21 protein-coding genes are annotated in these 21726 nt (G+C 37.8%); 16 read left to right on the top strand and 5 right to left on the bottom strand.

Translation table 11 applies throughout. The features are described 5' to 3' along the window. Window positions 1-210: 210 nt before the first annotated feature. Window positions 211-1656, bottom strand: a complete 1446-nt coding sequence (locus tag AA0017_RS15980) for an esterase/lipase family protein (protein WP_413376035.1) — start codon at window positions 1654-1656, stop codon at window positions 211-213. 276 nt (window positions 1657-1932) lie between these two features. On the opposite strand from AA0017_RS15980, the gene AA0017_RS15975 reads away from it, so the two are divergent. Then, the gene (locus AA0017_RS15975; RefSeq protein ID WP_413376033.1) at window positions 1933-2115 is read left to right on the top strand and encodes a hypothetical protein; all 183 of its coding nucleotides are present in this window, start codon (window positions 1933-1935) and stop codon (window positions 2113-2115) included. A gap of 112 nt (window positions 2116-2227) precedes the next feature. Here AA0017_RS15975 and AA0017_RS15970 read toward each other — a convergent pair whose 3' ends face one another. From AA0017_RS15970 to AA0017_RS15955, 4 genes are all read right to left on the bottom strand, one after another. Then, entirely contained in the window at window positions 2228-2959 is a 732-nt protein-coding gene (locus AA0017_RS15970; RefSeq protein WP_413382639.1) for an alpha/beta hydrolase family protein, read from the bottom strand. 8 nt (window positions 2960-2967) lie between these two features. Further along, window positions 2968-4224 carry a TolB family protein gene (locus AA0017_RS15965; protein WP_413376031.1) on the bottom strand — a complete coding sequence of 419 codons (1257 nt, stop codon included), beginning with the start codon at window positions 4222-4224 and terminating at the stop codon, window positions 2968-2970. Between the two features lie 158 nt (window positions 4225-4382). Continuing rightward, window positions 4383-5231, bottom strand: coding sequence for an IS3 family transposase (locus AA0017_RS15960; RefSeq protein WP_413376029.1), 849 nt, complete (start codon window positions 5229-5231; stop codon window positions 4383-4385). Window positions 5232-5257: 26 nt separating this feature from the next. Continuing rightward, a complete protein-coding gene (locus AA0017_RS15955) occupies window positions 5258-5572 on the bottom strand; it encodes a transposase (protein WP_413376027.1) in 315 nt (104 codons plus the stop codon). Between the two features lie 294 nt (window positions 5573-5866). Between AA0017_RS15955 and AA0017_RS15950 the strand changes: the two genes are divergently transcribed. The 15 genes from AA0017_RS15950 (at window position 5867) to AA0017_RS15880 (ending at window position 21711) form a co-directional block, all read left to right on the top strand. Then, window positions 5867-6421, top strand: a complete 555-nt coding sequence (locus AA0017_RS15950; RefSeq protein WP_413376025.1) for a glycerol-3-phosphate responsive antiterminator — start codon at window positions 5867-5869, stop codon at window positions 6419-6421. Between the two features lie 195 nt (window positions 6422-6616). Beyond that, window positions 6617-7441 carry an MIP/aquaporin family protein gene (locus AA0017_RS15945; RefSeq protein WP_413376023.1) on the top strand — a complete coding sequence of 275 codons (825 nt, stop codon included), beginning with the start codon at window positions 6617-6619 and terminating at the stop codon, window positions 7439-7441. A 16-nt stretch (window positions 7442-7457) separates the two neighbouring features. Beyond that, window positions 7458-8948, top strand: a complete 1491-nt coding sequence (gene glpK / locus AA0017_RS15940) for a glycerol kinase GlpK (RefSeq protein ID WP_413376021.1) — start codon at window positions 7458-7460, stop codon at window positions 8946-8948. Between the two features lie 170 nt (window positions 8949-9118). After that, on the top strand, window positions 9119-10771 hold the full coding sequence (locus tag AA0017_RS15935; protein WP_413376019.1) for a glycerol-3-phosphate dehydrogenase/oxidase: 1653 nt from the start codon (window positions 9119-9121) through the stop codon (window positions 10769-10771). A 132-nt stretch (window positions 10772-10903) separates the two neighbouring features. Further along, window positions 10904-11056 carry a hypothetical protein gene (locus AA0017_RS15930; RefSeq protein WP_413382799.1) on the top strand — a complete coding sequence of 51 codons (153 nt, stop codon included), beginning with the start codon at window positions 10904-10906 and terminating at the stop codon, window positions 11054-11056. A gap of 812 nt (window positions 11057-11868) precedes the next feature. Next, window positions 11869-12324: a MerR family transcriptional regulator gene (locus tag AA0017_RS15925; RefSeq protein ID WP_413376017.1), complete on the top strand. Its 456-nt coding sequence runs from the start codon at window positions 11869-11871 to the stop codon at window positions 12322-12324. Further along, window positions 12296-12646: a DUF4260 domain-containing protein gene (locus tag AA0017_RS15920; protein ID WP_413376015.1), complete on the top strand. Its 351-nt coding sequence runs from the start codon at window positions 12296-12298 to the stop codon at window positions 12644-12646. The genes AA0017_RS15925 and AA0017_RS15920 overlap by 29 nt, the downstream gene beginning before the upstream one ends. Window positions 12647-12866: 220 nt before the next feature. Then, the gene (locus AA0017_RS15915) at window positions 12867-13955 is read left to right on the top strand and encodes a Gfo/Idh/MocA family protein (RefSeq protein WP_413376013.1); all 1089 of its coding nucleotides are present in this window, start codon (window positions 12867-12869) and stop codon (window positions 13953-13955) included. A 154-nt stretch (window positions 13956-14109) separates the two neighbouring features. After that, a complete protein-coding gene (locus tag AA0017_RS15910; protein ID WP_413376011.1) occupies window positions 14110-15264 on the top strand; it encodes a GntR family transcriptional regulator in 1155 nt (384 codons plus the stop codon). A 264-nt stretch (window positions 15265-15528) separates the two neighbouring features. Next, a complete protein-coding gene (locus AA0017_RS15905) occupies window positions 15529-16818 on the top strand; it encodes an extracellular solute-binding protein (protein WP_413376009.1) in 1290 nt (429 codons plus the stop codon). A 15-nt stretch (window positions 16819-16833) separates the two neighbouring features. Next, window positions 16834-17760, top strand: a complete 927-nt coding sequence (locus tag AA0017_RS15900; RefSeq protein ID WP_413376007.1) for a carbohydrate ABC transporter permease — start codon at window positions 16834-16836, stop codon at window positions 17758-17760. Window position 17761: 1 nt separating this feature from the next. After that, window positions 17762-18604, top strand: a complete 843-nt coding sequence (locus AA0017_RS15895; RefSeq protein ID WP_413376005.1) for a carbohydrate ABC transporter permease — start codon at window positions 17762-17764, stop codon at window positions 18602-18604. Between the two features lie 30 nt (window positions 18605-18634). Further along, window positions 18635-19657 (top strand): Gfo/Idh/MocA family protein, encoded by a 1023-nt coding sequence (locus AA0017_RS15890; RefSeq protein WP_413376003.1) that lies wholly within the window; start codon window positions 18635-18637, stop codon window positions 19655-19657. Window positions 19658-19683: 26 nt separating this feature from the next. Then, the gene (locus AA0017_RS15885; protein WP_413376001.1) at window positions 19684-20763 is read left to right on the top strand and encodes a Gfo/Idh/MocA family protein; all 1080 of its coding nucleotides are present in this window, start codon (window positions 19684-19686) and stop codon (window positions 20761-20763) included. 501 nt (window positions 20764-21264) lie between these two features. Continuing rightward, complete coding sequence (locus tag AA0017_RS15880; RefSeq protein WP_413375999.1) at window positions 21265-21711, top strand: hypothetical protein; 447 nt, start codon at window positions 21265-21267, stop codon at window positions 21709-21711. Window positions 21712-21726 lie beyond the last annotated feature (15 nt).

Below are 21726 nucleotides of genomic sequence, written 5' to 3'. Positions count from 1 at the left end.
AAAACTTTTGGATGCCTTTTTTTGTGGTTTTATGATTATTTAGCGAATATTTGCATCGTAATTCAGGAAAGGCGAGAATTTCATTATGAATCAGAGAGAATAAGCACCCAACCCCCAGCAACTTTTATGACCAACCCACTAGGCCAACATTCCTCTTTACAAAAAAAGATGACTCAAAAGGTTTAATCCCCTTTTGAGCCACCACTTTCTTTAATCGTATACAATTCCTTTTTTATCGATGTAACGATGGTTGATAATGGTGCGTTCAAACGGTTGGCCAGCTGTTGTTTTTCCTTCAATGTCGATTGTGATCGTTTGTGATTGATTAGTTTGGTATGGAATGCTTTGAATGGTGGAGGAATCGCTCATTTTCTTATCATTAATGTAAACCGTATAAGACGTTTCACTGTGTATAATTTCGTCTTTGTCTAAATTCGTTTGTAGGTTCGATGAATTAATGTGAAGTGCTTCACTAATACCCCCTTCGAACATAGCAACTGCTAAATAAGAGGCTTCTTGATCGTGACTCATTGTCACGTTCCACATTCCTGGTTCTGGTGTTTGCACTTTAAAGTGGTGTACATATGTGCCATTAAAAATACTATGTTCAGGTTCCTTTTTAACGCTTTCCATTTGAAATAACTTCCCATCTGGTGCATGAAGTGAGGCTTCTGCAAGTTCATCACTTGCTAATAAAAATATATTTAATTCATTCACACCACTCTCGACGGTGAATGGTTGCTCAGCTTCATTTGACAATTCGCCGCCTCGAACAATCATGTTTGCCTTGTCACTTCCAGATTCAGTTGTTATGTTTGGATGATTAAGTTCCTCTTGTAGATAAGGAAAAATGAGGTGCCCTTGATTGATTTTAAAGTGATCCAATGGCAAAGAAGCGATTTCAGGGGCACCGGGTAGTCGTGCACTGTTTAACGTCACCGCTCCATCATTTGTCCCATGAATAGATAAATAAAGTCCACCAAAATACAGGACAGAGCCAAAAGAGCCCCATGAGGTTCCGGATATTGTTGAAAATGGAACAGAGCTTGGATCAAATAGTGGATCGGTTTGGCTTCGGAAATAAGCCATGTTTCCGGTTTGCAGAGCGTCTGTACCATCTGAACGCATTCCAATAATTTCTGCTAACCACCAAGCCCAAGAACTATGGGCCAAGTTTGCCAATTCACTGCCATGGTGTGGGGAACCGAGCGTAATAACTCTTTCAATGTATTCACTCGCATTATAATGAACGACGGCCGTTTGCACATCGACTCCTCCTTTGCTATGAGCAACGACCATCATTTTTTCGCCAAAGTATTGATAGATTTCAGGAAGGACTTCGGTGAGCAATTCAGCGTTATCCCAGTTTGAATGGTCGGGGTAAAGGTTTAAATAAGCAGTAGGGTGGCCATGATCATATGCTTGTTGGAACATATCGTTTGAGTCAAACCATGTAGAGGAAGAACCGTTTAAACCATGCAAGAATAGAATGGGTGTTTTTGTTTCTCCTTCTGGTATTTCACCAACTGTCCACGAGCCAGGTGGAGCTCCCGGTCCAGGTTTGCCGATACCAAGAAAGCCAGCAGATGCTTGTAAGGGGGCAAAAAATAAAAGTAGAAGCATAATAGAAATCGTTTTCACTAAAATAGGTTTCATATACCACACTCCTTTTTTGAAAAGATAATTCAGTGTATGTACGTTGAACAGTCGGATATGAATGGTTTTGTAAAGGGGACTTTTTTTCATTAAAAAGACCTTATAAACGAAAGAATCTTTATTACCGATGTTGGCTTTTTTTCTCTCATTCCTATCGAGTATCAGATATGCTCAAGAGAGTCTACCCTGTGCAACTGCATGGTGCAAAATGTCTAGTTTTAACCTAATGTATATTTCTCTTTTTCTTTCTCATAATAAAAGAAAGGAGTGATATTTATGGCAAAAAGAAATGGTAAAACAGGACCGGATCAAAAGAATAAGCAAGGATTTGACTCAAGTAAAACGGATTCAGAATTCGCCAAAGAACCTGGTAGTGCTGCTGCGAATCGAGCACATAAAGAAAAAGCCAAACAGAAAAAATCATCAAAAAACCAAGGGGAATGGAAAGGGATGCATTAATATTTTACTGAGATGATAAGGTATCCTTGTTATAGTGTTAAATAATTAATAAAAAACGGTTCTTTGCTTACGACTGCAGGCAAAGAACCGTTTCTATTTTTCTCAATAAATACTATGAACTACGTCTATCATCAAACCATCCAATTAAATGCTCTAACCGTTCTAAGCGATGTTTAGGTTTACCTGAGCGGGATAGCTCATGGTTTTCATCTGGAAAACGAATGAGTTTTGTTTCAACGCCTAAACGTTTAAGGGCGATATACCATTGTTCAGCTTGTTCCATCGGGCAACGTAAGTCCTGTTCGCTATGTAAAATAAGGATTGGCGTTTTGACGTTACGGGCATAATGAAGCGGTGAAAGTTTGATTAATTTCTCGAAATCATTCCATAAATCAGCGTGTCCGTGTTGCCATTCTGTGAAATAGAAGCCAATATCACTTGTTCCATAGAAGCTATGCCAGTTGCAAATACTGCGTTGAGTGACAGCTGCCTTGAAACGATTAGTACGAGTAATGATCACGTTCGTCATATACCCACCGTAGCTTCCTCCTGTTACAAAAAGCTGATTGTAATCGATGTAATCATAATTTTCTAAAGCATAATCGACCCCAGCGATAATGTCCTCATAATCCATACCACCGTAGTCACCTATCACAGCATTAACAAAGTCATGTCCATACCCATGACTACCACGTGGATTTGTATAAAGAACTGCATACCCTTTAGCCGCCATTAATTGCATTTCATGATGCAATCCATTTCCGTAAGCGGTCGCTGGGCCACCGTGAATTTGTAAAATCAGTGGATATTTTTGCTCCTTTTTATAATTATAAGGTTTTAAAATCCATCCTTCTATCTTTGAACCGTACTCTTGTAATAAAAATTTTCTGGGGTGCTTAAGTGAATCCCGTTATATAGTTCTTCGTTCCACTTTGTGAGTGGAGCGATTTGGCTTACATTATTTAAATCTAAAGTGACTAAATCTCCAGTCGAAAAAGGTGTTGCGAGAATAGCAACAGCTTGCTCTGGGCTGACAATATCAAAGGAGGTAACAGATGCAACAGATGGGGAAAGGGCAACAGAAACTTCACCGTCTAGATTCACCTTAAATAATTGACAATCCCCACCAATTGTCGCACTAAAGAAAAGATGAGAACTAGAAGAGTCCCAAATCAGTCGAAGCTCAGCCGTATCATATTTTGCATCAACGCCTACTAGATTGCCGACCGTGTAATCGAAATGTTCTGTTAAATTTGTGAGTTTGCTCGTTTCTAAATCGAGTAATAGAATGTTCGTGTTGCCTTGCTTTCTTTCGCCTCTTGTATGTCCCGCAATCGCTAACCATTTCCCGTCTGGTGATAGAGAGGGAGCATTAAGGTTTCCATTTCCTTGGTAAAAAAGTTTTTCTTTTTTTGAAACTATGTCATATTTCCAAATCGCAGGGAGGTAGCCCCACTCTTTATCCTCGGCTTTTGTTCCGATATAAAATAAGCTTTGGCCGTCAGAAGAGAAGCGAGGTTGTGAAAAATCATGCTCACCTTTAGTAATATTAGTATATGATTTTGCCTGGATGTCAAATAAATAAAGATGTTTTCGCTCTTCACTTAAAATCCCAACCCCGTCCATTTTATAACGAAGTCTCGTAATGACTTTTACATCACTTTTTTCATCCAGCTTTTCTTCTTGTTTTTCAGTCGCAAGCTTTAATTCACCTTTAATAGTAAGGGCAAGTTGGTTGCCAGTGGGTGACCAAATAAAATCACCAACACCTTGTTTTACGTTTGTTATTTGTATCGCTTCTCCACCATCAGCAGGAATGAACCAAACTTGATTTTTCCCTGTACGATTTGAAAGAAAGGCAATCGTACTTCCATCTGGTGACCACTTTGGAGCCGAATCTTTTACTAATTCCTCGTTTGAATAATGAGCCGTAAACTTTTTCCCATTTCCTTGTAAATCCGTTACATAGATATAAGAGTAATAGCCATCTTTTTCTTCGTCGATATGAGTTAAAACATAGGCGACTTTGTCTTTGTTTGGGGATAATTGTGGATCGCCTACAAACTTAAATTTACATAAGTCAACTGCTGTGATAGGACGCTTCGTCATGGATAGATTCCTCCGTTTGGGATCGTTCAGACAAGTGCCTGTGGTCAAGCCCCCTAAATATGGACAATAATAAATTCGGCAAATAAAAAAAATTCTAGTACAGAAACTTTGGATTATTTAATTTAATGAATACTAATAAATCGTGATTTTAGTAGAACTCAAACAGCTTTCAAGTAATTTAATAAATACAGTTTCGGAGATATCAATCCTAGTTTATATTGGCTTCGTTTTTCATTGTAATATCTCATATATTTATTCAAATTCTGTTCTAATGACTTTACTTTAATGGTTGGATAGAAACAAGGATACTCGACTTTTAAGTGAGAGAAAAAGCTTTCAATAACCGCATTATCCCAACAATTTGCTTTCCGGGACATACTTGGTATGAATTTTAGCTGCTTACTTAGTTCCAAGTAGTGAAATGACCGATAGATGTTACCTTGGTCACTGTGGATGGTTACACCGTCTAAAGAAGTAAGCTTTCGTTTCTTTTTGGCAGCCTCGATAGTAGCTCTTACAAGCTCGAAATTTGCACTAGAGCTAATCTCAAAGGCTATCACTTCGCGGTTAAAAAGATCCATGAGTGCTGATATATAGAATTTTTCTTGTTCGACCGTAACTTCTGTCACATCAGTTACCCACTTCTGGTTAGGGTGGCTAGCTTGAAAATCTCTTTGTAATAAGTTTTCATAGATATATCCAGCAGCTTTAGTCTTTGTACTCTTTGTTGTTTTAGGACGTCTTACCGAGGCTTTTAAATTGGCCTCTTTCATTAAACGGGCCACTTTTTTGTGGTTTACTAGAGTTTTTTTACTCTTTAAGTAGCCAGCAATTCGCTTAGCGCCGTACGTCCCTTTATGCAAAGAAAAGGCACGTTTAATTTTCGTGAGGATCTTTTTATCTTTACTAAATACTTGCTTGTTGGGACGTTTTAGATAAGCATAATAGCCACTTTTAGACACACTTAAAATGCTACACAGAAGGGATACGGAGTATTCCTTTCTCAAAACAGAGATAGCTTCATACTTTTTGCTTACTCGTTCTCTTTGAGAAAGGCCTGGAACTTTTTTAGGATTTCAATCTCCAGATTTTGTGTTTTAATTTGCGCTTTTAAAGCATTCATTTCAGTACTATCTGTATTCCGCTTTTTGGTTGGATTAGCGTTGGTTCTTTTAAGACCACTCTTTCCATGATCTTTATATTTATTGATCCAATTATTAATAGAATCTTGATGAACGTTAAGTTCTGAAGAGAGCTCTCGTGTAGTTTTTTCACCGTTAAGATATTGTTGTACAGCTTCTAGTTTAATTTCGGTGGTGTTATGTGTATTTTTTGTTTTCTTAGACAAAATAATCTCCCCCATAAATGTTGATAGACCGATATTTATCATACCTTATTTGTCCATTATAAGGGGGTTAATCACTGTCACCACCCGAATTTTGTCGATATTATCCAACTATACAAAATAGTCTTTCGTTTTGGAAGGGAGAAGTGTTATATCAGTCTAAATATTAGGAAGATAATGAATGTTGATAGAAAGAGGGCTGACTTGACAATAACAAAGAACATTCACTCTTCTCCCCTTGCTTACAAATATTCTGTCGGCTAAACTGTATTCAACTACACTAGATGTAAGGGGGAGATGGCTATGGATCAATCGATATTACCAGCTTCATCAAATATGAAGGAGTTTGAGAATTTTTTAAAGAGCCCCTTTAAAGTAGGGATCTTTTTGGAAACGCATATTTCTCAATTGAAAAATATTTCTAAGATGGCAAAGGCGAATGGAAAAGAAATGATCTATCATGTCGATATGATTCAAGGAATCCGAAATGATGATTACGCAACAGAGTTTATCTGCCAGGAGTTTAAACCATATGGACTGATTTCAACGAAGTCTAGCGTTATTTTAAAAGCAAAACAAAAAGGGGTTGTAGCCATTCAACGAATTTTCTTAATCGATTCACACGCTCTCGGAAAAAGTTATAGGCTCATTGAAAAAACGAAGCCTGATTATATCGAAGTTTTGCCTGGAGCGATGCCGTGGATGATTAAGGAAGTACAAGAAAAGGTGAAGACACCTATTTTGGCAGGGGGATTAATTAGGACGAAAGATGATATAAAAAACGCCCTAGCAGCAGGAGCTTCTGCTATTACGACTTCTAAGACGTCTTTATGGGATATTTATCAAGAGTAAACTAACAGAACGAAACTTGTGAAAATAAGGGGTTGACGACGCTTTCATTAATAATATATACTTTGCCTATCAAGTTAATACATGTGGCGGAGGTTAGGAGACTCACATTATGCAATTCCCTTTGTATTCGTAGAGAAGGGGGATTTGCTTAATTGTGGGTCTCTTTTCTTTTGTCAAAAAGAACGGGGAGATAAGATGTCAGCATTTGTAGGAGAGTTAATAGGTACGATGATTCTCATTATTTTTGGTGGTGGTGTGGTAGCCGGTGCTAATCTGAAGAAAACTTTTTCTCATAATGGTGGTTGGATCGTCATATCAATTGCATGGGGTCTAGCTGTTACAATGGGGGTTTTTGCAGTAGGTTCGATTAGTGGAGCTCACCTTAACCCAGCGGTTACAATAGGGTTAGCTGTAAATGGTGATTTCTTATGGGCAGATGTCCCAAGCTATATTGTGGCACAACTACTCGGTGCTTTTATTGGTGGGATTATTGTCTATCTTCATTATTTACCACATTGGAGAGCGACAGAAGATCAGGGGGCAAAGCTTGCTGTATTTGCGACAAGTCCAGCGATTCCTCACACATTTTCAAATTTATTAAGTGAGATGATCGGAACATTTGTGCTTGTGCTAGGTTTACTTTTTATCGGAGCAAATGAGTTTACGGAAGGTTTGAATCCGCTTGCAGTGGGTCTACTAATTGTTGTGATTGGAATGTCCTTAGGTGGTACGACAGGCTATGCGATAAACCCAGCGAGGGATCTTGGTCCACGTCTTGCTCACTTTTTGCTTCCGATTCATGGGAAAGGTTCATCACAATGGAAATATGCTTGGATTCCAGTAGTAGGTCCGATTATGGGGGGAGCACTTGGAGCTATATTTTATCAGGTATTTTTTATGGGGAACTTTTCAAATATCGTTTTGTTGATTTTAGCTGGTATTATAGTCATATTAGCGTTAGCTTGGACATTCGAGTATAAAGGAGATTCAAATCAGCAAGAAATCAAAAAAGTATCATAATAGAGGAGGAGTAAGAATGGAAAAATATATTTTATCAATTGATCAAGGAACTACAAGTTCAAGAGCTATCTTATTTAATAAAAAAGGGGAAAGTGTTCATACGGTTCAAAAGGAGTTCACACAAATTTTTCCTGAGCCTGGTTGGGTCGAGCATAATGCTAATGAAATCTGGGGTTCTGTTCTTGCTGTTTTAGCCGGAGTGCTAGCAGAATCAGGTGTTCAACCTGCACAAGTGGAAGCGATTGGGATTACGAATCAACGTGAAACGGCCGTTGTCTGGGACAAGGAGACAGGGGAACCGATTTACAATGCAATTGTGTGGCAATCAAGACAGACGAGTGAAATTTGTGAAGAGTTAAAAGCAGCCGGACATAATGAATTGTTTAGGGAAAAAACAGGACTTTTAATTGATGCTTATTTTTCCGGAACAAAGGTGAAGTGGATTTTAGACAATGTTGAGGGAGCGAGGGAAAAAGCGGATAACGGTCAATTATTATTTGGTACAATTGATAGCTGGCTTATTTGGAAGTTATCTGGTGGCAAAGCCCATGTGACTGATTATACGAATGCTTCGCGGACGTTAATGTTTAATATTTACGAATTGAAATGGGATGAAGAATTACTCGATATATTAGGTGTTCCAGCCTCGATGCTCCCTGAGGTGAAGCCATCGTCTGAAGTATATGCCTATACGGTTGACTATCATTTCTTTGGACAAGGTGTTCCAATTGCAGGAGTTGCTGGTGATCAGCAAGCGGCTTTATTTGGACAAGCGTGTTTTGAAGAAGGAATGGCGAAAAATACGTATGGAACAGGCTGCTTTATGCTGATGAATACAGGAGAAAAAGCAGTTCCATCTAATCATGGCTTACTGACAACGATTGCTTGGGGATTGGAAGGGAAAGTACAGTATGCTCTAGAAGGAAGTATTTTTGTGGCGGGATCGGCGATTCAATGGTTAAGAGATGGCATGAGAATGATTAACCATGCTAAAGATAGCGAAGACTACGCGGTAAAGGTTGATTCTACAGATGGTGTGTACGTTGTACCTGCTTTTGTCGGTCTGGGGACACCATATTGGGATAGTGATGTACGTGGTGCAACCTTTGGGCTGACACGTGGAACAACGAAGGAGCATTTTATTCGAGCTACTTTAGAGTCACTTGCTTATCAATCAAAGGATGTGCTTTCGGCGATGGAAGCTGATTCAGGGATTGAATTGAAGGCTTTAAGAGTCGATGGTGGTGCTGTTAATAATAACTTCCTGATGCAGTTCCAAGCGGATATTTTAAATGTCCCAGTAGAGCGCCCAAATATTAGTGAAACAACAGCTTTAGGAGCGGCTTATTTGGCAGGATTAGCAGTTGGCTATTGGAAGGATAAAGAAGAAATCTCGAAGCAGTGGGCAAAGGAGAGAAGCTTTATACCTGAGATGGAAGAAGAAAAACGTGAGCAACTTTATGCGGGTTGGAAGAAAGCCATTTTTGCGGCTACAGCATTTAAATAAGACTTTATCGTATCTATTAGAGCATAAAAGTGTTACAATGAAATTAAGTTAATAACTCGGTAGGAGATTCGGAGAGACCAAAAAGCATTATTCTGAGGGAATAATGCATTTTGGTCTCTTTTTGTGTTCTTTGAAACTAAAATTTGATCGTTAAAAAGGAGAGAATTTAAATGAATTTTTCAAACTTACAAAGAGAGTCAATCAAACAACAATTAAAAGAAGTAACATTAGATGTATTAATAATCGGTGGTGGGATAACAGGTGCAGGGATAGCCTTAGACGCTTCATCAAGAGGGATGAAAGCAGGTCTGATTGAAATGCAAGATTTTGCTTCTGGTACATCAAGTCGATCCACTAAGCTTGTCCATGGTGGTTTACGTTATTTAAAACAATTTGAAGTGAAAATGGTAGCTGAAGTAGGGAAAGAAAGGGCTGTTGTTTATGAAAATGGCCCACATGTGACGACACCTGAGTGGATGCTCTTACCGATTCATAAAGGGGGAACCTTTGGGAAGTTTAGTACCTCTATCGGTTTAAGAGTATATGATTTTCTAGCGGGAGTAAAAAAAGCCGAGCGACGTTCGATGCTTTCTATTAATGAAACCTTAAAAAAGGAACCTTTAGTTAAATCAGACGGCTTAAAAGGTGGAGGTTACTACGTTGAGTATCGTACAGATGATGCCCGCCTTACACTAGAAGTAATGAAAGCAGCCCATCAAAAAGGAGCGATTGCGTTAAATTATTCCAAAGCGGATGAATTGTTATATAAAAATAGTCAGTTAGTAGGTGTTGTTGTTCGTGATGAACTAACCGGAGAACACTATGAAGTTTATGCCAAAAAGATTGTCAATGCTTCTGGCCCTTGGGTGGATACAATTAGACAAAAGGATGGTTCAAAAGAAAAGAAATCGTTGAAACTAACAAAAGGGGTTCATATTGTCATTGATCAATCGAAATTTCCAATGGGTCAAGCGGTCTATTTTGATACACCTGATAAACGAATGGTTTTTGCGATTCCACGTGACGGCAAAGTATATGTTGGGACGACGGATACTTTTTTTGAAGATGATCCAATTGACCCGAAAATGACAGATGATGATCGTACCTATTTATTAGAGGCAATAAAATTTATGTTCCCATCGGTTTCTGTTGGCGAAGAGGATGTAGAATCAAGTTGGGCAGGAGTTCGACCACTGATTTGGGAAGAAGGAAAGGACCCTTCAGAGATATCGCGTAAGGATGAAATATGGCGATCTAAATCAGGTCTTATTACGATTGCTGGTGGGAAATTAACGGGATATAGAAAAATGGCCGAAATGATTGTCGATTTGTTAGCAAAAGAATTGAAGGAAGAGACGAACAAAGAATTTAGTGCTTGTGTAACGAAAAATATCCCGATTTCAGGTGGTGATGTTGGAGGAAGTAAAGGCTTCCAGCGTTATAAACAGGAGCAAGTGAAAATAGGAATGATGGTTGGTTTAAAACGTGAAGAAGCGGAGCATTTAGTCTCATTATACGGTTCAAACAGCCCTATTTTATTTAAATTAGTAAAAAATGATGGAAAAGAAGAAGCGGCACGTTATCAATTGCCAGTTGTCCTATGGGCGAAGTTAAAATATGCGATTGACTATGAAATGGCGGCTACTCCAATTGATTTCTTCAATAGAAGAACAGGGGCGATTTTATTTGATATTGCGACTGTGGGACGTTATAAGAATAACATAATTGATTATTTGGCTAACCAATTTTTATGGAAAGAAGAGAAAAAGGAATTTCATCTACAAGAATTAGAAAAAGCGATTAAACAAACAACGGAGGCCTAATAGTTTACCTTTTGATTTCTTTCTCAAGCTGAGTGACAGTCTAAAAAGGGATGATTTATTAAAAAATTAAGAGGTCTTAACCCTTTCTTTGTTATAATGAAGATGATTTTGGCGATAAAAGGGGACGATTTTTTGTTATTATTTATTATTTTGGTCATTTTAACGGGGCTTGTTATGAGCTGGATTAGAACGATAAAAATAAATTCAGAAAAACAAGTGGAACAAAATGAAAGAATTATTGCAAACTTAAAAGGAATAAAGGATAAGTTAACGGAGTCTCAATAAAAATAGTTAAATTTAGTAGGGTACGTCTCAAAAGCCCGTAAATATAAAAAACAGTTCGAGGAGGGTTGGGCTTCTCGAACTGTTTTTTTATGAATAGGAATATATAACCTGTTTTCAAGGACGGTAAGCCCAAACTTCATATGAATTTTTTCTTCCCCTTGTAAGTGTAAACTTTGAAAAAGAGGTTGCAGTTGTGGAAGAAGGTCATATTGAGTCGCAATTTAATTGGGGAAATAAGGGGCTTTATTACCGACTACCGCTTAATTTGAGCAAGGCCTAATTTGGCGTAACTTGGGCATAGAAGGAAGAGCCTTCTATAGTTTTAAGCCGAACCCAGGCTAACTCGACGTATAAAGAAGAGTCTTTCATAGTTTTAAGCCGAACTCGGCCTAATTCGGCATATAAGGGTGAGCCTTCCATAGTTTTAAGCCGAACCCAGGCTAACTCGGCGTATAAAGAAGAGTCTTTCATAGTTTTAAGCCGAACTCGGCCTAATTCGGCATATAAAGGTGAGTCTTCCTCGCTTTTCTTGGACGCTTACAGTTTATATGAACTGTTTAACGAATAGATGAGCATTTGGGGCTTCCTCCATTTTGGATGTTTGTTTTTATTGGTAATAACATCACCATGTAGAATAAGAGCTGTTCTCTAAAAAGTCATATGTTTGACCATTTGGGAACGTCCTTTTCGGTTTTATGTCAGGGGTCAACTTGCGAGCGGCAGTCAATCTTTTATTTAATTTTAATTTTATGTAAATTATCTTGACCTTAGAGCATACTCCAATGTTAGCCTAATGGTAAGGAGGAGAGAATATGTATATTAAAGAATTTGCTAATAAGTTTCATTTAAGTAATGATGCCGTCCGTTATTATGAAAAACAAGGTTTGCTCAGTCCTATTCGATCAGAAAATGGGTATCGATTTTATGATGAAAAATCTGAAATGCAGATGAAGTTAATACTAGTCTTAAAGCAGTTAGGATTTTCATTGCAAGAAATTGATTTCATTCTGACCCTTGAGCAAAAACCTCCTTCAATTGAATGTATGGAAGAATCATCAAAGGTTTTTCAAAAGAAGATATTAGAAATTGAAAATCAAATGGAATTTCTTCAACTTTCTTTATTCTCCTTACATAAGGCTCAAAGGATGATTGATACGGGAATGTATAGAGACAATAAAAAACTTATGGAAAAAAAGTTTGATGAGCTATATCAGCAAATGGTCAAGGGGGTTAGAGGAAATGTCGCTACAAAGTTTGATAAGGATTGAATATGCCGTTGCGTTTTTACTTTGTCTATTTCTTTACGTCCATCTAGATTACTCTTTCTTTTTATTTGCGATATTATTATTACTTCCTGATGTAACGATGATTGGATACTTCATTAATAATCAGGTTGGTGCTCGTTTATATAATGTAGGACATAGTTTTATTATTCCAATTACGCTCACGGTTTTCTCATTGTCGATGGGGGTATCGAGTTTACTAATGATTGCACTTATTTGGTTTGCACATATTTGTATGGACCGAGCGTTAGGATTTGGATTGAAGTCCAATCATCACTTTAAGGAAACACATATTCAAAGGATCTAGGTGCCTGTCACTCCTCGAACTTTGTCGAATAACAATCCTTCATTGATTATGAAGGGGTGTTATTTTTTATGCACGTACTTATTTATTTGACATAACAATTAGACGGTTGTTAGTATTATATTATCGAATTAAATATATTAATATGACATTTAGGGTTGTTGTTCATTTTGCTTTAGCATTGATTTAAGTAAGTATACTTATCATTTGGGGAGTGAGAGGAATGAACAAAGTGAAGATCGGCATTATTGGAAGTGGTGGGATTGCTGCTGCTCATGCACGAGCGTATAAACTTATGGAAGACGTAGAAGTAGTGGCTGTAGCAGATTTAATACCTGGAAAAGCCGCAGAATTTATTAAGACCTTGGAGCTTGATGGTGCTCAAGATTTTAAAAATTATAAGGACTTATTAAGATTGGACCTTGATGGAGTCAGTATTTGTACACCAAACATTGCCCATCATCAAACAAGTATTGATTCATTATTGTCTGGTAAACATGTGCTTGTTGAAAAGCCAATGGCGATAACATTAGAGCAAGCACTGGAAATGGTGCAAGTGGCTAAAGATACAGGCAAAATCCTCTCGATTGGATTTCAACCGAGATATGACCCTAATATGCAGGCCGTAAAAGAGATCGTACAATCAGGAAAGCTCGGTCATGTTTATTATGTAGAAACGGGTGGTGGTCGCCGTCGAGGTATGCCGAAGGGGACGTTTATTAATAAAAAGTTAGCGGGAGCTGGGGCTATGGCTGATATAGGGTGCTACTCGTTGGATTTAGTTTTGCATGCATTAGGAAATCCTAAACCGCTTACTGTGTCTGCTTCAACCTCGAACCATTTTGGAACGAATGCCAAGTATCATCCCGAAGCGGCAAAGTTTGAGGTAGAGGATTTTGCGGTGGCCATTGTACGCTTAGAAGGGGGAACGGTTTTAAATTTTAAAACAGCCTGGGCCATGCATATGGATACACTAGGAGCAACAATGTTTTTAGGAACGGATGCCGGTTTAAAAATCACACCAGCAGGAACAGGTCCATGGAGTGGTGTTTGGGATGGAGGTATTGGGTCTATTACCTTATACCATGATCAGGATGGTTATCATCAAGAAAGTGTCATTCCAGTGAAGACGCATCAAATAAATATATTTAATGAAAAAGTAAAGGATTTTGTCGAGGCAGTAAAAAAGAACAAGGAAGCACCGATACCTGGGGAACAAATTTTAATGAACCAAGCGATCATTGATGCGGCACTACGGTCGTCTAATCAAGGGCAAGAGGTCAAAATTTTATTACCTAAATGGTTAAAATAGATCATTTTTCCAAGGGAAGGAGTTAGGTTTTAGTTAAGGTCAAGCTAAAATGCTGACTTCTTTTAAATATCAATCGATATATGGTAAAAAAGTAGTGCGTTACTAGTGATGAACTAAATAACAATATGATATATTAATAATAGGAGGAGTTGAAATGAGCCATCCTTTAAATAACATACAAAAAAAACCAAGATATGAGATCATTTATGAAGAAATTAAGCAGAAGATTATGTCTAAAGCTTATAAAATAGGTGATAGAATACCGACGGAAAAAGAATTAATTGACTATTATAATGTCAGCAGAATTACGACAAAGAAAGCTCTAGATCAATTAGTACACGATGGATTAATTGAGAGAATTGCTGGGAAAGGTACTTTTGTTATCGGTAGTGAGGGGCATGAAACGCCAAAGTTACCTAAAAATACAAAAGGATATATTATTGGTTTCGTGTTCCCCGAAATTGAAGAAGAGCATGTCACCGGTCTTCTGATTAAATCATTAAATATAGCAGCGCGAGAATACTCAATAGATATTGTGATTAAACAAACATTTGGTAATATAGAGTTGGAAAAAGAAGCCATTGTTTCATTATTAAATCTTGGCGTAGATGGAATGATTATCCTACCTGTTTCAGGAGAATATTTTAATGAAGAGGTGCTTAAATTAACGATAAATAAGTTCCCTCATGTGCTTGTTGACCGGTATTTTAAAGGGATTCAAACAACCTCTATCTGTACGGATAACGCTAATGCAGCTAAGAATGCCGTGAATTATTTATTTGATAAAAACCATCAACAGATTGCTGTTTTTTCTCCACCATACAAAGATATATCAGCGATTGAAGAACGAGTGGACGGTTTTATCCAAGCCTATGCGGAAAGAGGGCATATGGTGAATAGAAATATCTGGTTAACAGATCTAATCTCGGAGTTATCAAGTAACAAAGGGAATGAAGAATTAATTGAGCGAGATATACAAGTGATCAAGGAGCATTTATTAAAATATCCAGAAATAAGTGCGATCTTTGCTGTTCATTACAATATTGCTGTATTGGTGAAGATTGCAGCTGATGAGTTAAATTTATTAGTGCCTGATGATTTATCGATCATTTGTTTTGACGGTCAAAGAAAAACACGAGATCGGTTTCGATTTACTCATATTGAACAAGATCAAAAAGAAATGGGCGAAAAAGCGATTGAAGCACTTGTAGCTTTAATTGAAGAAAATAACTACCCAGATAAGGTGACAATCTCAACTAACTTAGTTGAGGGAGAGTCAACAAAAATAAAGCGAGTAGACCGAGTATAAAGATAAAGACAGACTCACGAGTAAGTAACGTGGTCTGTTTTTTTTATTTGCGTGTAAATGAAAATAATTTTTATAATTTTTAGAAAATAAAGTTGACATATCATTACTTCGTGTATAACATATTATTTAAGTAATGACATGTCAATTAGGTGTGAGGTGATAAGTTAAAGAGGTGGGTGTCAGCTGATTAGGGGTTGTCTTTGAAAAAGGGAAATCAAAAGTTCACTAAAATGTAAGCGTTGACAAAAAGAGGGGAGCATTAATATGAATTTAAAAAAAGTCTTGTTTATTGCTGCTATAACTACATTTTTGACGGCGGGATGTGGAGGAGAAAGTGCATCAAATGATGAGGGAGAAAGTTTTGAACTAAGGTGGACAACATCTACTGGATATTCTCCTCAGTCAAGCATTAGTGGAACGGCCAATTATATCTCTGAAAAAGTGAGCGAGTTTGAAGCTGATTTTCCAAATGTTGATTTAAATATAGATATTCAATCGTCTAATATTGATGAAGCCATGTCTCGTTTAATTGAACAGGCAAATACTGGTAGGGCGCCAGATGTGGCTGCGATTGATGGCTACTTATTTCAACGTTACATCGATTATTTACAACCACTTGATGATTTAATGGAAGAATACGGAATTGATATTGATGATTTTCTACCGTTCGTTCAAGATGTTGTGACCGGTCCAGATGGTAAGGTTTATGGACTTTATATGGGGACAGACACAAGAGTTCTTTTTTATAACTCAGAGGTTATCAGTGAGCCACCGACAACTTGGGATGAAGCCATTGAACTTTCGTTAGAACTTCAAGAGGAAGGATATAATGGTTTACTTTTTCCAGGGGGACGAGGTGAAGGAGCTTCGATTACAACGCTTTGGCCACTTTTCTGGGCACAAGGTGGGGAGTTAGTGGATGAAGAAGGAAGACCGGTGTTTGGTGAAGGAGAAAATAGAGAAAAGATGCTCAATGTTTTATCGACAATAGAAGAAGCGGTTAAAGCAGGGGCAGCCCCGCAACGATTGGCAGGATACGGTTCAGAAAATGATTTAAATGAAGAAATTGCAACAGGTAGTACGGCGATGTTCTTAGGCGGAAATTGGCAACAAACTTTCTTAAGGGAAACATTAGGGGAAGAAGAATTTGCGAAATGGAATGTAGCACCACTTCCGCAACTTGAGGATGGATTAAGTGGAACAGCGGCTGGTGGTTGGACTTGGGGTATTTTTACAGACGATGAAGAAAAGAAGAGAGCAGCTTTTGACTTGATTGCACGTCTTTTTATTACTGAACAAGCAATGGGTGAATTTCAAAGCATTCATGGGGGACTACCGACACGTGTTTCTGTTTATGATTCAGAGTATTATGAGGGAACTCGATTTAGTTCCTTGTTTCGAGATTATTTAGAAGATGCAAATGTTCGTCCATCTTCTACTCATTACAATACAATCTCCATTCAAATGCAAATTGCCCTCTCAGATATTATTTCTGGAAATAAAACAGCTGAAGCAGCGTTGGACGAGGCTTGGAATGTGGTAAATAACGAGTAAAAAGTGAGGTTTGATATGAATAGTCAACTACAAACAAAATCTGTCCAAGTCAAACAAAGAGCATTCAAGGGTTGGGGAAATTCTCCCCTCCCTTGGCTGCTACCGTTAGCGATTATTCTACTATTCGTCTTTTTATATCCGATCTTTGAAATTATTAAATTTAGTTTTACTAATGCTTCATTATTAGAAACAGACTTAACGTTCACACTTGATTCCTATAAAAGGTTGTTTTCGTTATCTGGGTTTTATCATATGCTCACGATTACAGCCATTTTTGTTGTATGTAGCGTTTTATTCCAACTGTTTTTTGGTTTTTTAATCGCTTCTGCTATTGATCAAGGGCAAAAGTTGAAATTGAGAGGAACGGTTATCGTTAGGACGGCAGTTTTGACGGCTTGGGCCATTCCGGGAGTCATTATTGGAATCATCTGGCGCATCATGTACAACGAAACGAATGCAGGCATTTTAAATTATTTTGTAACGACGTTGGGATTCAATTCGATTTCATTTTTATCGGATCCGAATTTAGCCCTTTTTTCAGTGATACTAGCAAATGTTTGGCGTGGAACCGCATTTAGTATGATTTTAATTTATGCAGCCATTCAAACATTGCCAAATGATGTGATGGAAGCCGCAAAGATTGATGGGGCGAATGCTTTTCAAAGATTAATAAAAGTGATGTTACCGATGTTGGCTCCTATCATTCTGATCACGCTAATCATTATTTCGATCGATACCTTTAATACCTTTGATATGGTGATGGCTCTTACAGCAGGTGGACCTGGAAAAAGTACAGAAGTTATTGCTTTAAGTATTTATACGGTCATTTTTAGAGAATTTAATTTAGGTCAAGGGGCTGCGACTGCTGTTGTTCTATTAGCTATTAATGTGATTATGACGTTGGTTTATTTGAAAATGTTAGGTAGGAGGGGAGAGCAATAAAATGAGTATTCAACAAAAAAGAATCTTACAAAAGAGTGCCCTGTATTTTGGCTATTTTGTCATTCTATTGTTTTTCCTCTTTCCACTGTTCTGGATTATTTCATTATCTTTAAAAACGTCTCAAGAATTATTTGCTGTACCACCACGTTTAATTCCGGAACATTTTGCCTTTGAAAATTACAAACATGTTATTGATAATACTGGTGTTTTGAATTATTTAAAAAATTCGACTGTGATTGTATTTTATACGGTCGTTGGTGCTTTGTTTGTAGCGATACCAGCAGCATACGCCATTTCACGTTTGAAGTTTAAATTTAAGAACTCTGTACTCGTTAGTATTTTAATGACACAAATGATTTCTGCTGTCGTTATTTCCATTCCCTTGTATCGTTTGTTTGCGAAGTTAGATTTATTAAATAACTATATAACACTGATTATCGTTTATGTAGCAGTAGTTTTACCTTTTTCCACATGGTTTTTAAAAGGGTATTTTGACACAATCCCAAGAGCTTTGGATGAAGCGGCAATTATGGATGGGTGTAACAGGTGGCAAGTCTTAACAAAGATCGTGATACCGACATCTTTACCAGGGATTATTTCAGTTACGATTCTCGTGGCTGTGCAAAGCTGGTCTCAATTTGTGATTCCATTCATTTTATTGGATGATGAGAGACTTTATCCTGTTTCAGTAGGAGTCATGAATCTGCAATCGACCCAGGAAGCGGTCACCACTCATTATCTAGCAGCAGGAAGTGTATTGTCTGTACTACCAGTTATTATTCTATTTATCCTTCTACAAAAATTTATTGTAGGAGCTCTAACAAGTGGTGCCGTAAAAGGTTAACCATTTATAAAAAATGATGAGGTGATAAGGATGATTAATGTAGCCCTTTTAAGTAAATGGCATGTTCATGCAGGGCAATATGCAGAGCAAGCGTTGAGTAATGAACAAGTTTCAGTGAAGGTTGTTTGGGATGAGGATGAGGTTCGAGGAAAGGAATGGGCAGAAGAGTTAGGTGTTCCATTTGAACGTGATTTAGATATTGTTTTAGCGAATCCGCAAATTGATGCTGTTATTGTGGACACACCAACGAATCTACACAAAGAAATTATCATTTTGGCAGCTAAGCAAAAAAAGCATATTTTTACAGAAAAAGTGCTGGCGTTCACGATAGAGGATTGTGAAGAGATTTATCAAACCGTTCAAGAAAATAAGGTGAAATTCATGATTTCTCTTCCTCGATTAAATGAAAGTTATTATTTGTATGCCGAGGAAGTAGTGGATAAGGGCTTATTAGGAGAAATTAGTATGGTCAGATGTAGGCTAGCTCATAATGGGGCTGTACCTACAGAGTCGCACCCTAATGGTTGGTTACCGAAGCACTTTTTTAATGCCGAGCAATGTGGAGGAGGAGCTTTTATAGACTTAGGTGCTCATCCCATTTATTTAACAAACCGACTGGCTGGAGAAGCAACAGCTGTAACAGCAAGGTTGAAACAAACGAGCAACCATCAAGTCGATGTCAATTCAACTGTAATGGTAGATTATCAATCGGGAGCAATCGGGGTTTTAGAGACTAGTTTTCTTTCTGGTGCTAGCCCGTTCCAATTAGAAGTCTATGGGACAGAAGGAACACTATTAATAGAAGATGAAGCGATTCGAATCAAAAGTAGCCAATTAGGCGAAGAGTGGATTGTCCCATCCGATATTCCAGAACCATTGCCACTCGCTTTAAACCAATGGGTAAATTCGATTATTTCTAATGATGAACCAAATATTAAATATGAGGATGCCTTTAACCTGACGTTAATTAATCAAGCTGCCTCCCTTTCAAATCAAGAGGGGCGTCGAGTGGAAATAAACGAAATCGTCCAGCAAAGCGAACGAGTCAAATAAGTGATTTAATAGGAGGCATTAAAAAGATGGAAAGAATCGTTAAAATCGGAATTATTGGCTGCGGGGGCATTGCAAATGGAAAGCATATGCCGAGTCTCTCAAAAATTAAAAATGTTGAACTAGTTGCATTTTGTGATATTACTGATGAAAAAGCTAAGAAAGCAGCGAAACAGTATGGAAGCGAAGCGGCCACTGTTTATTCAGATTATCAGGAGCTTTTAAAGAATGAGGATGTGGAAGTTGTTCATGTTTTAACTCCAAATGATAGTCATGCGGAGATTTCGGTTGCTGCACTTGAAGCAGGCAAACATGTGATGTGTGAAAAGCCGATGGCCAAAACAGCAGAAGAAGCGAACTTAATGGTCGAAGCGGCTCGCCGTTCAGGAAAAAAATTAACGATTGGATATAACAATCGCTTCAGACAAGACAGTCAATACTTAAAGGAAGTATGTGATCGTGGCGATTTAGGGGAAGTGTATTTTGCCAAAGCACATGCTATCCGGAGACGGGCGGTTCCAACATGGGGGGTCTTCCTTGATGGAGAAAAGCAAGGTGGAGGACCTTTAATTGACATTGGTACCCATGCATTAGATTTAACTTTGTGGATGATGAACAATTACAAGCCAAAATCAGTGATGGGAGCCGTCCACCATAAGTTAAGTCAGAAAAAGAATGCGGCAAATGCTTGGGGACCTTGGGATCCAGAGAAATTTACCGTCGAAGATTCAGCTTTTGGGTTTATTACTATGGAGAATGGGGCAACGATTGTGCTGGAAGCTAGCTGGGCTCTTAATTCCTTAGAAGTCGATGAAGCAAAATGTTCTTTAAGTGGAACAGAAGGAGGGGCGGATATGAAAGACGGCCTCCGGATTCACGGTGAGAACTTTGGTAAATTATTTACAACACAGGTAGAGCTGAACAATGGTGGGGTAGCCTTTTATGATGGAAAAACGGAATCTGATGCTGACTTAGAAGCCCGTATGTGGATTGACAATATCATCACGGATACAGAACCAGTCGTAAAACCCGAACAAGCTTTTGTTGTCACACAAATTCTAGAAGCTATCTATAAATCTGCGAAAATTGGAGAGGCCGTTTATTTTTAATTGAATAGTAATAGTTATTTTTATAGGTTGTTGCAAAGGGAGATAAGTTTACCTTTTGCGATAACCTTTTCTTTTTCATCATTGTTTACAAAAAAAGCTGGAGCTTTCCTAAAAGCCCTTAAATAGAAGAAACCGATGATATTTTACTCGTAAAATACAAGGGTTTTGATTATTCTTGTATGAAATTAGCTAGGTGGACATGGAGCGTTGTTCACCGCTCCCGACGCTCCTGAAAACTATGCTCCGCTGGGATACATGAGCCAAGTCATGATTCATACTTATAAATATTAAAGCCTCTTTTGTAGCCAAATCGGTCTGTATGTTTTAGGGAGATAGAGCTGGTTCATGTTACATTCAAAAAAGGACTGGCCCCTCAAAGGTCATTTTCAAGACCTTTTGGGACAGCCTCCAACCCGTTTTAAGTAAGTTTGACTGGAGGATTAACCTTTTTTGGATATTATTAACTGTAACGGAATAAGTTTAGGATGGAGGATTGATATCATGAGGGCTAAGAAGTGGGTTCATATTCTTTATTTTGTGCTTTTAATCATGCTTACGTGTTTTTCTTTTTTTACTATTTTTAGTTTCGGTTTTGGTCCGGGATTAGAGTGGCCGATTTTTATTTTGCTCGCTATTATGGCATTTGTTTGGGCTAAAACTTATGTAAAACGCCTAAAGATGAGTCACTCCTATTTATTAATGACATCAGGAGCTCTATTAGCTTATAACTCTTTTCTTTCATCTTTAATTTTCAACCCTATAGAATTACAAAGTGGTTGGCTATTTATTGGAACACCTATAATGATGTTAATGATTTGGTATATTTTTATATATTATATGAATAAACAGAAGGCTATACATTGGTCTATATGGTTTTTATTTATTTGTCTTATTTTTTACTATGCTATAGATGTGACTATGTACTATGTGACTAATACTATTATGTGAATTTGTAACCTGAAA

This window comes from Alkalihalobacillus phoenicis (assembly GCF_047302405.1).
Lineage (GTDB): Bacteria > Bacillota > Bacilli > Bacillales > Bacillaceae_D > Alkalihalobacillus.
The sequence above is the reverse complement of the archived record's forward strand: the minus strand, read 5'-3'. Positions and strand labels throughout refer to the sequence as shown.